The organism is Irregularibacter muris, from assembly GCF_024622505.1.
Lineage (GTDB): Bacteria > Bacillota > Clostridia > Eubacteriales > Garciellaceae > Irregularibacter > Irregularibacter muris.
The window spans coordinates 79,205-92,591 of record NZ_JANKAS010000008.1 but is presented as its reverse complement, the minus strand read 5'-3'; the positions used below and the strand labels follow the sequence as shown (position 1 = coordinate 92,591).

12 protein-coding genes are annotated in these 13,387 nt (G+C 37.4%); 2 read left to right on the top strand and 10 right to left on the bottom strand.

Annotated elements, in window-relative coordinates; all coding sequences use genetic code 11:
- Nucleotides 1-170: 170 nt before the first annotated feature.
- Nucleotides 171-767, top strand: a complete 597-nt coding sequence (locus NSA47_RS10045; RefSeq protein WP_257531541.1) for a DUF4230 domain-containing protein — start codon at nucleotides 171-173, stop codon at nucleotides 765-767.
- Between the two features lie 129 nt (nucleotides 768-896).
- On the opposite strand, the gene NSA47_RS10040 is transcribed toward NSA47_RS10045, so the two are convergent.
- The 3 genes from NSA47_RS10040 to NSA47_RS10030 all read right to left on the bottom strand — a co-directional run bounded on the left by NSA47_RS10040 (nucleotide 897) and on the right by NSA47_RS10030 (nucleotide 5,151).
- Nucleotides 897-2,126, bottom strand: coding sequence for an aminopeptidase (locus NSA47_RS10040; RefSeq protein ID WP_257531539.1), 1,230 nt, complete (start codon nucleotides 2,124-2,126; stop codon nucleotides 897-899).
- Nucleotides 2,127-2,215: 89 nt separating this feature from the next.
- Nucleotides 2,216-3,325 carry a M20/M25/M40 family metallo-hydrolase gene (locus NSA47_RS10035; RefSeq protein ID WP_257531537.1) on the bottom strand — a complete coding sequence of 370 codons (1,110 nt, stop codon included), beginning with the start codon at nucleotides 3,323-3,325 and terminating at the stop codon, nucleotides 2,216-2,218.
- Between the two features lie 278 nt (nucleotides 3,326-3,603).
- A complete protein-coding gene (locus NSA47_RS10030) occupies nucleotides 3,604-5,151 on the bottom strand; it encodes an AbgT family transporter (RefSeq protein ID WP_257531535.1) in 1,548 nt (515 codons plus the stop codon).
- Between the two features lie 217 nt (nucleotides 5,152-5,368).
- Between NSA47_RS10030 and NSA47_RS10025 the strand changes: the two genes are divergently transcribed.
- Entirely contained in the window at nucleotides 5,369-5,752 is a 384-nt protein-coding gene (locus tag NSA47_RS10025) for a S1 RNA-binding domain-containing protein (protein WP_257531533.1), read from the top strand.
- Nucleotides 5,753-6,035: 283 nt separating this feature from the next.
- On the opposite strand, the gene NSA47_RS10020 is transcribed toward NSA47_RS10025, so the two are convergent.
- From NSA47_RS10020 to NSA47_RS09990, 7 genes are all read right to left on the bottom strand, one after another.
- A complete protein-coding gene (locus NSA47_RS10020; RefSeq protein ID WP_257531531.1) occupies nucleotides 6,036-6,611 on the bottom strand; it encodes a TetR/AcrR family transcriptional regulator in 576 nt (191 codons plus the stop codon).
- A gap of 10 nt (nucleotides 6,612-6,621) precedes the next feature.
- Nucleotides 6,622-9,993: an FtsX-like permease family protein gene (locus NSA47_RS10015; protein ID WP_257531529.1), complete on the bottom strand. Its 3,372-nt coding sequence runs from the start codon at nucleotides 9,991-9,993 to the stop codon at nucleotides 6,622-6,624.
- Complete coding sequence (locus tag NSA47_RS10010) at nucleotides 9,993-10,712, bottom strand: ABC transporter ATP-binding protein (protein ID WP_306811149.1); 720 nt, start codon at nucleotides 10,710-10,712, stop codon at nucleotides 9,993-9,995. Before NSA47_RS10010 ends, NSA47_RS10015 begins: the two co-directional genes overlap by 1 nt.
- 176 nt (nucleotides 10,713-10,888) lie before the next feature.
- Nucleotides 10,889-11,539 carry an LPXTG cell wall anchor domain-containing protein gene (locus NSA47_RS10005; RefSeq protein WP_257531526.1) on the bottom strand — a complete coding sequence of 217 codons (651 nt, stop codon included), beginning with the start codon at nucleotides 11,537-11,539 and terminating at the stop codon, nucleotides 10,889-10,891.
- A gap of 55 nt (nucleotides 11,540-11,594) precedes the next feature.
- The gene (locus tag NSA47_RS10000; protein WP_257531524.1) at nucleotides 11,595-12,143 is read right to left on the bottom strand and encodes a TasA family protein; all 549 of its coding nucleotides are present in this window, start codon (nucleotides 12,141-12,143) and stop codon (nucleotides 11,595-11,597) included.
- Nucleotides 12,144-12,166: 23 nt separating this feature from the next.
- Nucleotides 12,167-12,706 carry a signal peptidase I gene (locus NSA47_RS09995; protein WP_257531522.1) on the bottom strand — a complete coding sequence of 180 codons (540 nt, stop codon included), beginning with the start codon at nucleotides 12,704-12,706 and terminating at the stop codon, nucleotides 12,167-12,169.
- A 45-nt stretch (nucleotides 12,707-12,751) separates the two neighbouring features.
- Nucleotides 12,752-13,375, bottom strand: coding sequence for a SipW-dependent-type signal peptide-containing protein (locus tag NSA47_RS09990; protein ID WP_257531521.1), 624 nt, complete (start codon nucleotides 13,373-13,375; stop codon nucleotides 12,752-12,754).
- Nucleotides 13,376-13,387 lie beyond the last annotated feature (12 nt).

Below are 13,387 nucleotides of genomic sequence, written 5' to 3'. Positions count from 1 at the left end.
ACCCCCTTAATCAATAAAAGCTTTTGTAATTATTTCTAATCCAACGAAATAATCTTTATTATATGATCTTTTATTCTAAAATAAGAAAATTGGTCTTGCTGGCAAAAGATCAAGCTTTCCCATTTTGCTGAAGCAGCTTTGCTGCTATTCTCGTGTGAAGGAGATTTAAAATGTTTAAAATAAAATATAGAAAAGAGAGAATCATTCTTCTCTCTCTATTGTTCCTTATAGGTTTATTTATCTTTTTCAGTCTTAAAAGTCCTCCCCAGGAGATCGTAGATTCCCAAATCCTAGAAAAGAAAATATTATCCCTAGGTGAACTAACCACTTTAAAATATCAGTATAAAAATATTATCTCCTATGAAGATTCTAAACAATTAAAGGGATTAGAACTCCCCTTTACCACAAAATCTTTTTTGATTGTTTATGAGGGATATATTAAGGCAGGGGTGGATCTAAAAAATATAGATATTCGCATATCCCAGGAAAATCAGATTGTCTTGACACTCCCCAGCGCCCAATTTACTGATAATGTCATCAACGAAGAAGATGTCGTGGTCTATGATGAAAAGTCAGGATTATTCAATAAGATAAAAATTCAAGAGGTCTTTGAAAGACTCGAAAAAGAAAAGAAAAAAATGGAGGAGGAATTACAGGAAAAAGGATTTTTATTGGAAGCCAATGCACAAGCCGAAAAACTTCTCCTAGCCCTGCTAAAAGAAATGGGATTTAATGATATTGATATGAAATTTAAACCTTCTCATTAAAATCCCAAGAGACTACTGATCAAAATCATCAGTAGTCTCTTGGGATATAGAAAATCTCTTATGGAAAAGAATAAGCACTCATAGTTCTTCTTTTACCGCTCATCATTCATTTAGCCTTTATTCCATCCTCTAAAAAGCAAAATTTCCATTTTTAAAGACTTGTATTTCTTTCCCCTCCTGGGTCACGCCTATAATTTCAAGGTCCTTAGTCCCCACCATAAAGTCTTCATGGGTTAGGGAGTCATTGACCCCCGCTTTTTCCAATTCCTCTGGAGTCATATTTTCCCCATTTTTTACACATACGGGATAGGCTTTTCCAATGGCTAAATGACAAGAAGCATTCTCGTCAAATAGGGTATTATAAAATAAGATGTTAGAATTAGAAATAGGAGAATCATAGGGTACTAGGGCGACTTCCCCAAGATAATGGGAGCCTTGGTCGGTTTCTATTAGGGTCTTTAAGGTTTCATAGCCCTCTTGGGCATCAAATTCTACGATTTTTCCATCTTTAAAAGTTAAGGTAAAGTTCTCGATTAAATTTCCATTATAATTTAGAGGCTTGGAACTAACTACCTTTCCATTTACGCCTGTCTTTTTAGGCAATGTAAATACTTCCTCGGTAGGCATGTTGGCGATAAATTCTACTCCCTTGGGCGTAAATTCTGACCCTCCTAACCATAAATGATTTTCAGGTAGTTCAATGGTCAAATCTGTACCTAAAGAGTTTTTGTAATGAAGAGTCTTAAAGTTGTGCTTATTTAAAATCTCCATATGTCTTTTTAGGCTAGCAAGATGTTCTTCCCAAGCGGCTACTGGATCTTCTTTGTCCACTCGTACAGTTTTAAATATGGTGTCCCATAGTTTTTCTATCGCTTCTTCTCCCTTTAATTCTGGGAAAACTTTTTCTGCCCAAGACTTAGTGGGGATAGAGGCTACACACCAAGTGTTTTTATTGGCCATGAGATTTTCCTGATGCTCTTTTAAAGCTATACTAGCTGTTTTACTTGCTGTGGCCATTCTTTGGGGATCTACATCCTTCATTAGCTCTGGATCAGAGGCGGCAATGCTTAAAAAAGCGGCACCCTGTCTAGAATAGTCCAAGAACATATCCTTTCTCCATTGGGGAAATTCTTCAAATACCTTTTCAGGAGCATGTAAATATTTTACCTTAGAAAACTTTTCATCATTCCAATTGATTACGACATCGTGGGCGCCCTCTTTATAGGCAATCTCTGCTACTACTCTTGTAAAATCAGCACATTCTACTGGGGAGCCAATAACAAGAATTTGATCCTTTTGGAGATTTAGCCCCTTTTTCACTAGCAAGCGGGCATATTTTTTTAATAATTCTTCTTTCAATTTGTTCACTCCTATCTTTGATATTTATTGCCTTATATTATGTATTTTGGGATAAGAGATCTCATCCCTCCTATCCCTTATCCCAGTTTTTAAGCTTCCTTGATAATCTCCAACACCAACTTAGAGATATTCACTAAATCCTCTATACTGATATATTCCTCTAGGGTATGGGGTTTTCTTTCCCCTGTACCTAGATTTACAGCCTTTATTCCCTTGGTATTAATCACATTGGTGTCACTGCCACCCCCTGTTTTTGCAGTGTGGGGTTTGATCTTTAAATTCTCACAGGCTTTCTTTACAAGAGTTACAATTTCATCATTTTCTTCTACTTTAAAAGCCCCATACTGTCTTTCTCTTTTGATTTCTGCCTTTGCACCAAATTCTTTGGCCGTCTCTTCAAAGCACTTCACCATATGGTCAGTTTGTCTGTCTAATTTTTCATCATTTAAACTTCTGGCCTCTGCCTGAAGGATCACCTCAGGAGCTACAACGTTGGTAGCTATTCCCCCTTGGATGGTACCAATATTGGCCGTGGTATCCTCATCTATTCTTAGCAAGTTCATTTTGCTAATCGCATGGGCGGCTACATGAATAGCACTTATCCCCTCCTCTGGGGACACTCCTGCATGGGCAGGCTTTCCTATGATTTTCACCTCAAATTGATCCTGGGCAGGGCCTTGGACAATAATCTCTCCTGGAGATCCTCCACTATCGAGTACAATGGCTCTTTTTGATTGAATTTGACTATAATCTAAGTACTTTGCTCCGTAAAGTCCTCCTTCTTCACTTATGCTCAACAGGATTTCAATGGGGCCATGATCTATATTATTCTCTTTTATGGTTTTTAATGCTTCTACTATTGCCGCTATCCCTGCCTTATCATCAGCACCTAGTATGGTGGTACCATCAGAATAAATAACTCCATCTCTACACACAGGCTTTATACCCTCACCAGGGGAAACGGTATCCATGTGGCAACTAAATAATATAGGCTCTACATCCTTATTGCCAGTCAGTTTTGCAATGACATTGCCGCTATCACTGCCACACTTTTCTCCTACATTATCTATGTAAACCTCAAGTCCCAGGGATCTTAATTCCTTAGTAATAAAATCTGCAAATTGCTTTTCTTTTTTTGTTGGGCTATCAATTTGCACATATTTCATAAACTCTTGTACAATTCTTTCTTCATTTATCATATTCTTCCTCCTTGTTCATAATTTTCCTTCTTAGTATTCTTCTTATTATAATATTTATCACACAAAAAGTAAAAGAAGCAGCAATGCTGCCTCCTCTAGCAAGTCTAGGTTTTCCACCCTTATGACAAAAGACAGGATTCTAGTGCGGTTTCCTAATACGGTAGGGGCAATTCCCCTCCACAGCTCTCTTGTTTTATTCCATAGGAAAGCAGAATTTTTCTATGGAATAAAACAAGGCACCCTAGTATTCTAGGGTGCTTAAAATAATTTTTGAACTTTTATAGATTGATAAAGGCATTGGGTCCTATGGGGAAACCTAGTACATACCAAAGGGCCAGCAAGAATATCCAACCCACTAAAAATATTAATGAGTAAGGTAACATGGTAGAAATCAGTGTGCCTATACCAGAATCTTCATCATATTTTTGGGCAAATACCACAATAACTGCAAAGTAGGACATCAAAGGAGATATAATATTTGTTGTAGAATCCCCTATACGATAGGCCAACTGAGTAAATTCTGGTGTAAAACCTAATTGATATAACATAGGAACAAAAACCGGTGCCATAATGCCCCATTTAGCAGAGGCTGATCCTATAAATAGATTGATAAAGGCGGCTACAAGAATGAAGGCAATAACCAGTGGGAACCCTGTAAAGCCTATCCCCTTTAGAAACTCTGCCCCACTTACTGCCAATACTGTTCCTAAATTGGTATAGGAGAAATATTGAATAAACTGAGCAGCAAAGAAGGATAGTACCAAATACCCTCCCATAGTGGCCATAGATTTTGACATTGCCTGTACCACATCTTTGTCGTTTTTGATGCTTCCTGAAACCACGCCATAAACTAAACCAGGAATGAGGAAAAATAGCATAATCATGGGAACTAACCCATCATGAATAAAGGCATCTAGATTTCCTTCCACCTTTAATATGGCATTTTGAGGAAGGGTTAAAAATAACAATAGAGCAATAAATAGTAAGAGAGAAATACCTGCTGCTACCAGCCCTCTTTTTTCCTCTTTAGTAACTTCCATGGATTCATTAGGGTCTATCCCTCGATATTCTCCTAATCTTGGCTCTACAATCTTTTCAGTAACCAAAGTCCCTAAAATGGTGATGAGGAAAGTTGATACAAATAAAAAGTAAAAATTAGCAGTGGGTAAAATTGTAGCATCTATTCCCCCAGCATTTAAGGCTTCATTTGTTATTCCAGCCAACATAGGATCTAATGTTCCTAATAATAAATTGGCTGAAAATCCTCCTGAAACTCCTGCAAAGGCAGCAGCTAAACCAGCTATGGGATGCCTTTTAAAGCCTAAAAACACAAGGGCTCCTAGGGGAACCAGTACCACATAACCTGCATCAGATGCGATATTGGACATTACCCCAGCAAAAACTACCACTGCTGTAATCAATCCTTTAGGTGTACTGAGTACCAATCTTTTTAATGCAGCATTAATCAGTCCCGTTCCTTCCGCCACTCCTACCCCAAGCATAGCTACCAATACTGTACCCAGTGGTGCAAAACTAGTAAAATTTGAGACCGCAGTATTAATCATATATCTTAAACCTTCAGCATTCATCAAAGATATTGCAGATAGGGTTTGTTCACTTTTGGATTTAGCATCATAAAAACTTACCTTTACTCCTGCTCTGTAGGAAATTTCTGAAATTACAATAACCAAAAGTGCAAAGAGAATAAAAATAGTCACTGGATGGGGTAGTTTATTTCCTGCTGTTTCTACGACGTTTAAAAATCTATTGAATAATCCATTTTTTTTCTTTGTTTGAACCTTTTTCAATTGTCTCTCTCCTTTCATTTTTTGAGTGCTAAAGCAGAGGGGCAAAGCATTAACTTTTTTATTATATCAAATTTTGTCGATTTTTGTCTATCACTTTTCTGATTTACATATTCTTCCTCTTTCTCCCTTATTCTTTCTTAAATTTTTGATTTTGCCAAGGCCTTTGGTTTTACTTTATAGCCCACTTAGCATATAATAGATAGTAATGATAAATACAAGGAGGAAAATTATTTTAATGTCATTAAAAAGTGGAGAAGTTGTAAAAGGTGTAGTTTCTGGAATTACCAAGTATGGAGCTTTTATTAAACTTGCAGAGGACAAAATAGGTTTATGCCATATTTCAGAGATATCAAACGAATATGTAAAAGACGTCAATGATTATTTAAAGGAAGGACAAGAAATCAGCGTAAAAATTCTTAGGGTGAAAGAGGATAATAAAATAGAACTTTCTATTAAGGCCTTGGAAAAAAAGCCTAGCCAACAAAATAGAAGCTTCACTTCAAATAAGCCCAAACCCAAACCTAAGCCTAAAGAGTCCTTCGAAAATATGTTAACTGATTTTCTTAAAAATAGTGACGAAAGAATTAAAAGTTTAAAACAGCGGGAAATGAAATTTTAATTTGTTCATAAACTTTCAAATATAAAAAGCGGCTATGGCCGTTGCAGGTTGTTGAAAAAGTCCAGTTTTGTGTCATTCTGAAGGTAGCGGAGTGAAGAATCTTAAACCAGCTTAAATGCTAGATTCTTCCCTATGCTCACAATGACAAATTCAGGTGTTTTCCTTTATCTATGGTTTTCAACAGTCTCAAAAAAAAGAATGGAGATATCTCCATTCTTTTTTTGAACTTGAGCAGCGTTAGTCGCTTTTTTTGTTTTTCTCTTGTTTTTATCATTTCATGCTTCTACTTCAATTGAAGTTTCCCTTTCCCTAACCCCAATATCTGTTCTATAAGTCTTGCATGTATTTCAGGATTAGTCACTCCTTCAATATATAAATCCCCAAGCCCTCGTATAATAATTTTTAGCATATATTCTGGATAGGAAATATTGATTATGCCATGATTCATACCCAAGGTAATTAAATCCGTGGCATGAATTAATGCTATTTCAGACAATCTATTTCTTATTAAACTGAATATTCCTGGGTTCTCGAGGGATAGAGAAAATATCCCAGGGTGTTTTTGTATAGAGTCAAAATAAAGGTGGAAGATGGCTGTCAGTTTAGAATAAAAGTCCAACTCCTCATTCTTCATGATCTCTTCCAATCCTTCTCCTATTCCTAAAATAAATTGCTCTATGACGCTTTCTACTAGCTGATTCTTGGAGGAAAAATAGTAATAAATCAAGCCCTTAGCAACGCCTACTTCCTTTGCTATTTCGCTTATAGAAGTCTTATGAATGCCTTTCTCCTCAAATAATTTCTTAGCCCTATCAATAATTTCCTGTTTCCGTATTTCAGGATCCTTAGTAATCCGCATGTTTCTCCTCCTATTCAACAGATTTAAGGGATTCTACCATATTCACTTTTTTCAGCTTATCGTACATAAAATAATTGACCAGTATGGAAAACAGCATAGTGAGTATAGCCGCAATTCCATAACTAATCGGATGAATATTTTTCCCAAACATCATGGCATCAACTTCCATGGTGGTCATGACATAGCGGTGAAATAGGAATCCTAAAACCAACCCTACTAAAGTGCCTATAATGGTCAGAATAATATTTTCCCTATAGACATAAGAGGATACTTCCTTATCCCGAAAGCCCAATACTTTGATGGTGGCTATTTCTCTAATTCTTTCGGTGATATTGATATTGGTGAGGTTAAATAATACCACAAAGGCTAGGGCTCCTGCTGAAATGGCTAAGAGCACCACCACGAAATTCAAACTCTTTAGGACTTTCCCAAATTCATCTGCTATTTTTTCGGTAAACACAACCCCTAAAACTTCCCCATGCTCCATGAGACCTTCTTTAAATTGTCCATGGTGTAATTCCTCCATGTCCTGAACATTAAATACAATGGAATTGTATTGGGGGTTTTTCAGGGTAATTTCGTCATAATATTCTGGTGTCATATAGATATAGTGGGATAGATAATTTTCCACGATGGCCCCTACTTCTATTTCATAGGTATTGTTGTGGGCATCTCTATATTTGAAGCTATCTCCTACTTTCACCTTCAAAAGCTCTGAGAGTTTTTCTGTAATGACTGCACTATCTGATTTTAATTCAACCTTTTCCTTAGACACTCTTTCATGGAGATCAAAAAATTCTTCTAGAGCCTTTGGATGTTCTGGGACCAATAAGTTGGCTTCATAGGTTCTGCTGGACCCTGGAGTTAAGGCATTGACACTTTCGGTTAAGGTGCTCATATCCCTTTCTATTTCTTGTCTACTTGAAACAATCGTTTTTAGCCTCTCCTCTGGAAAATCTTTATCCCTATCCAGCATAATTTGACCGTCATAAATAAAGATGTCTTCAAACTGTTTTCCCATAATGGCATTCACGGAATCTCGAATTCCTAAACCTGTCACTAGAAGGGCAGTACAACCAGCAATGCCAATAACGGTCATAAAAAATCTTCTTTTGTACCGAAAAATATTCCTAGCAGTTACCTTATGGGAAAAGGATAGCCTCTTCCACAGAGGAGTTATTCTTTCTAAAAGTATTCTTTTCCCTGGTTTAGGCGCTTTGGGCTGCATAAGTATTGCAGGGGTGGAGCGAAGCTCCTGCAATGTGGCAAGCAACGAAGCCGATACCGTGGTCACTACGGCCATGAGTAGGGAAAGAATAGAATAATTCAAATGGAAAGGGGTTAGCCTTTCCGGAATATTATACATGGTTTTATAGGCAAACATAATGGCATTGGGAAAAAGTCTAAAGCCTATACTCAGGCCCAATAGGGCACCTACTAAACTGGCTAACAAAGCGTAAATTAAATATTTTGAGGATATGGTTAAGGTATTATATCCTAAGGCTTTTAAGATGCCGATTTGTGCTCTTTCCTCTTCAATCATCCTTGTCATGGTGGTCAAACATACCAAAGCCGCCACGAGAAAGAAAAATAAAGGAAATACCTTGGCCAATGCACCAATCCTTTGGGCATCATCACCATAGGTAGAATATCCAGGATTGCCCTCTCGACTGATGACAAACCATTCCTCTGGAATTTCTCCTATTTGTCTTTGGGCGTCCTTTATTTCAATTTCAGCCTCTTTTATTTTTTTTAGGGCATCAGCCTTTTCTTTTTCATAGGTGCTTCTCCCTTTAGCAAGTTCTTTCTTGCCTTGTTGTAATTCCTTTTTCCCCTCTTCTAGGGAGCTTTGCAAGTCCTTCTCTCCCTGAGTAAGAGCTTTTTCCCCATTGCTTATCTCTTTTTCATTGGCTGTTATCTCTGCTTTGGCTTGGTCCAATTGGGCCTTTCCCTGATCTATCTGGATTTTGGCTTCCTCCAACTCCTTTAGACCCTCTTGATACTTTGCCATCCCTACCTGATAGCTTTTCTGACCCCCTTGGTGATTTTCTTTCATTGTTGAAAGGGCATTATCTAGAACTCCCCGGATTTTAAGTCCTAGAAACCTATCTCCAGGGTCAAAATTCTCTTTGATGTACTGGGCAGTATCTGGGGAAAGCACACCAATACTTCCTATGAGATTGGTAAATTCCTCCTCGGTCATTGCTCCCATAGACACATTATCCCTAATATCCTGAAGTCCTTGTATGGCTTCCTGGAGGCTATTTAATTGTTGTTTTGCTCTATCCAATGCTGCCTTCGATTGGGTAAGTTTTTCTTGATTTTCAGTATAAAGACGATGGCCCTCTTCCCATTGATTATAGCTTTCTTGATATTGGGCTTTCCCCTTCTCTAATTCTTTTTTCCCCTTTTCTAATTGGGCTTTTTTCTCCTGCAATTCTTTTTGGTATTTCCCTTCATTTTCTTTAAGCTCTTGTTCTCCCTTGGCAATCTCTTTTTCGGCATCCTGTAGCTTTTTTTCTGCTTTAGCTAGTTCATTTTCTGTTTTTATTTTATTTTCTTCTAATTCTTTTTTCCCTTTATTTAGCTCCTCTTTAAGTTCTTTGGTCTCCTCTTTCATAGAGACCATACCGATATCCTTTAAAGAGTTCTCAATGGGTTTAATATGATGGTCATACTCCTTTGTATAGGCGGAAAGATTTTTAGATTCTTTGGTGGCAATAAAAAGATCTGTTACTTTTTCCATAGTAAAGTCTTCTTGAGGAATATAGGCATAATAATCTATAGAGCCATCTCCCATGTTGGTCTGGCCTCTTTCAAAGTTAATATATAGGGGGGATTGGACAATTCCCACCACCTTATATTTCTCCTTTTTTAGGAAATCTTCTCTTTTCTCTCCCTTGGGTAATGAAGAGGTGATTTCACTCCCCAACTTGATTTCCTCAGGTACATTATGACTATGATCTATAGCAATTTCTCCTGATTTTTCAGGCATTCTACCCTCAATAATCCTAGGGATATTCAGGGCATCATGATTTGTTCCATGATGATAACTCAAGAGCTTTACTGTAGAAGTGTTGCCTTCCTTGGAAGTAAGAAAAAGATCCTTGGTGTACGCTCCTTGTACCTTTTCTATTCCCTCTATTGTTTCTACCTTTTGGATATCTTCCTCCTTAAACCCTGTGGGAGATATCACTTTAAAGTCAGATAATCTATGCTCTTTATAGTATTTATCTGCGGATAAAACCATATCTGGTTCACCAGCATTAATCCCCGCAAAAAAAGCTACTCCTATGGTAATAATAACAAGAATAGATAAAAACCTTGCCTTACTTTTGTATATGGATCTTATTAGGTCCTTGTAAAAGGATTTTTTCTTCATCACCACTCAATCCTTTCCACAGAGACTGGATTTTCATTGACAATAAATTCCGCCACCTTTCCATTTCTCATGCGGATAATCTTATCTGCCATGCCTGTAAGGGCAGAATTGTGGGTAATGACCACTACCGTCATACCCGTAGATCTGCAAGTATCCTGAAGGAGTTTTAAAATAGACTTACCGGTTTGGTCATCCAAAGCTCCTGTAGGTTCATCACAAAGTAATAGTTTTGGGTTTTTTGCCAAAGCCCTAGCAATGGCTACTCTTTGCTGTTCTCCTCCTGAAAGCTGGGAAGGAAAGTTATTCATTCTATCCTTAAGGCCCACCATCTCCATAACTTTCTCCACCTCTAGAGGATCTTTACTGATTTGGGAGGCCAGCTCCACATTTTCTTTGGCTGTAAGGTTTTGCACTAGATTATAAAACTGAAAAACAAATCCAATATCATATCTTCGATATTCTGTTAGCATCTTACTACTATAGCCACTAATATCCCTTCCATCTACTGTAATGATCCCTTCATCTAGGGAATCCATACCTCCAAGGATGTTTAGCACTGTAGTTTTGCCCGCACCCGAAGGCCCTACCACAACAGCAAAGTCTCCTTGTTCAATTTCAAAGTCCACTCCATCCACTGCGGTAATGATGACTTCCCCCATTTTATATCTCTTCTTTACTTTTTCTAATTTTATATAACTCACGATCTTCACCTTTTTCATTATTTTATACCCTTATTTTATCACTGACTGACTGTAAGTCAATAATCTATATTTAAAAGTTTTATGTATCTTATAGGACAATCATCTCCGGTTATCCCTTACAGTATTTTATAGGGCTACAATATATTTCACCAAAAAAATTAAGAGGCTGCTAAAGGGCATCCTCTTAATACAATTTATTTTTTATTCTTAATGACAATTCCCGTTAGGGTAATCAAAGCACCTGTAATATAGAAAAATGCTGTGGGCATTCCACCGGTTTTGGGAAGTTTAGGCCCTGAGGGTGAATCTTCCTCATCAATCATGCCATGGCTTTGGGCTATAAAAGTCCATTGATTCCTATGACTTACTCCCATAAATTCATTGCCAGTATCTGCCCCCGGAAGATGAACGACAGCCTCCATCTCCCGAACCTCTCCAGGTTTAATTTTTCCCAAACTTATATTTTTGCCACTGGCAAAATTCATCATAGGACCAGTATATATCTCTCGATTTCCCAAAGTGATGGTCATGAATAATTTTTTATACAGATCTGCCTCTGCTGGAGAAGGTTTCTTGCCCAACCTTTGAATTTTTACAAACAATTCAAAAGAATCCTTGTCATTATTCTTTATGGTCAAATTACTTTTCCTATAATCCCCTGGGCTTAAATTTAATTCCTTGAAGAGATTCTGATCCTTAGGAATTACTTCCAAACCCCTATGGTTTCCAACAATCTGTAATTGATTGCCTGCATAGGCAGGCTGAATGGTTAAAACCAATAAAAATACCATCATCATCAGAAATGACTTTAAAAAAGTAGTTGATTTTATCCGCTTGAATTTCATTTACAACCCTCCTTTGAAAGGGGTTAATCCTGGAGGCAAAGCCTCCAGGAAATGATTATTTGGATATTGCTGTCCAATTTGTCGTATTTACCTTCCACTCTGCTTCAGCAGCATTATTGGTCGCTTGAATAGCTTCTGCTTCAACTTGGATAGTAAATTCTCCCTCTTGATAACTATTATCCATTGCAGCGCCGTTAAAGGTCACATAATCAAGAAGCTTTGTGGTTTGCCCACCTTTGGTAAGAGCTTCCTTATAGTAATACCAATCACCTATTTTTATCCATTTCGTTGTATCAAGGGTTAGTTTAACTACATTTGTATCAAGACCCTCTTTATCCCATGCTGGAGTAAGTTTTACCCTTACATAGGTATTAATGGAGCCTTCACTGGTAACATATACATCCTTGTTATACTCATCCCCTGGAATTACATTTTTTGCTTCTTCTTTATTGAATTCATCGTGCAAAGTGATGGCCACATCCCCAGTTGCAAATGTATTGGTGACAGGATCTGCTGCGTTAGTAAACCATGCTAGGGTAGCCCCTCCAATGGCTAAAACAAGTGCTAAAGCTGAAACCATAAGCATCATTGATTTTCTTTTCATTATAAATTCTCCTCATTTCTTATTCATATTATTTTTCTTTTTCTTTGAAATGCAAAGTGGATTATTGAAGCTCCTATGATTAGGCTAAAAACCACCACACCATAGGCTGATTTTAAAAATTTTAGAAAATATCCTACATAGGGAAGGTGAAATACTACCTTTCCTACGAGTGTCTCCATGGTGACGGCTATTGGATCATCTATATTGTTGGCATCCCCACGGGTAATGAAACTTTGCCCATTTTCTGAAACTTCCCTTACTCGATGGGTCACTAGAGTATTTCCTAATCCCTTAAAGGTAACAATATCCTTGTTTTCAATATTTATGTAATCTGTGTCCCGCACTGCGATTAAGGAACCTACTGGAATAGTGGGCGTCATACTTCCACTGGCTACATAGTAAAATTGATAGCCAAATATAGTTGGATCCTCCCCCCTTATGTGGGCCTGCATCGTTGTAAAGAGTACAAAGATGATCATCAACATTAGGATTATAAAAATAATATTGTTTATGTTTTTACTTACTTTATTCTTTTTTCTCTTCTCCATGCCATTGTCTAACATCCTATCCTCCAACTATGCAATTTTTTAGGATCCTATTTTTTTATTTTATGGAGTAGCTGCCATTAAAGCATCTAATTCTGTTTTGGCTTGCCCATAGTCAACATTTTCACCTTGTACTGCATAGGCAGTAATCTTAATATCAAATGGTTTTAATGTATTGGCATTGGTATTCGATGAGATTTCAACTTTGCTAAATAGTTCTGAAGTATTGTCTTGGGGTTCTACTTTTGTGTTATAGTAGAAAACCCTTTTATTTGAATTTTCTTTTTCCTCCCAAACCCCTCCAGCAAAATCAATGGTGGCAAAATCATCTAGTTGTGAATAATCTGATGATTCACCCTCTATGGTATAGTCTAGCCTAATGGCCAGCCAGACACTTTCTGAATCACTGGCATTTTTTACACTGGGATTCTTAGGAATAATTCGAGATGGGACGATGTTTTGAGCCTTTGTTATCCCAAGATCTGCTAAAGGAATATTTCCTTCCTTTCCTTCATAATCTCGATTATCCCATTTAGGCTCTGCAAGCTGGATGGATATTCCATCACTTACAGTAAAGGTATTGATTTTTGTATCCGATTTTGCAGTAAAATAAGCATAGGTAACTCCTAGCAATAATGCTACACACAGTACAACAGATAGAGTAAAAAGTAAACTCCTCCTATTCATAGCCAATCCTCC

What these genes read in the sequence shown, in the direction of transcription:
- NSA47_RS10045 (WP_257531541.1), top strand. Translation starts at nt 171, where the DNA reads ATGTTTAAAATAAAATATAGAAAAGAGAGAATCATTCTTCTCTCTCTA.
- NSA47_RS10035 (WP_257531537.1), bottom strand. Translation starts at nt 3,325, where the DNA reads ATGATAAATGAAGAAAGAATTGTACAAGAGTTTATGAAATATGTGCAA.
- NSA47_RS10030 (WP_257531535.1), bottom strand. Translation starts at nt 5,151, where the DNA reads ATGAAAGGAGAGAGACAATTGAAAAAGGTTCAAACAAAGAAAAAAAAT.
- NSA47_RS10025 (WP_257531533.1), top strand. Translation starts at nt 5,369, where the DNA reads ATGTCATTAAAAAGTGGAGAAGTTGTAAAAGGTGTAGTTTCTGGAATT.
- NSA47_RS10020 (WP_257531531.1), bottom strand. Translation starts at nt 6,611, where the DNA reads ATGCGGATTACTAAGGATCCTGAAATACGGAAACAGGAAATTATTGAT.
- NSA47_RS10015 (WP_257531529.1), bottom strand. Translation starts at nt 9,993, where the DNA reads ATGAAGAAAAAATCCTTTTACAAGGACCTAATAAGATCCATATACAAA.
- NSA47_RS10010 (WP_306811149.1), bottom strand. Translation starts at nt 10,712, where the DNA reads ATGAAAAAGGTGAAGATCGTGAGTTATATAAAATTAGAAAAAGTAAAG.
- NSA47_RS10005 (WP_257531526.1), bottom strand. Translation starts at nt 11,539, where the DNA reads ATGAAATTCAAGCGGATAAAATCAACTACTTTTTTAAAGTCATTTCTG.
- NSA47_RS10000 (WP_257531524.1), bottom strand. Translation starts at nt 12,143, where the DNA reads ATGAAAAGAAAATCAATGATGCTTATGGTTTCAGCTTTAGCACTTGTT.
- NSA47_RS09995 (WP_257531522.1), bottom strand. Translation starts at nt 12,706, where the DNA reads ATGTTAGACAATGGCATGGAGAAGAGAAAAAAGAATAAAGTAAGTAAA.
- NSA47_RS09990 (WP_257531521.1), bottom strand. Translation starts at nt 13,375, where the DNA reads ATGAATAGGAGGAGTTTACTTTTTACTCTATCTGTTGTACTGTGTGTA.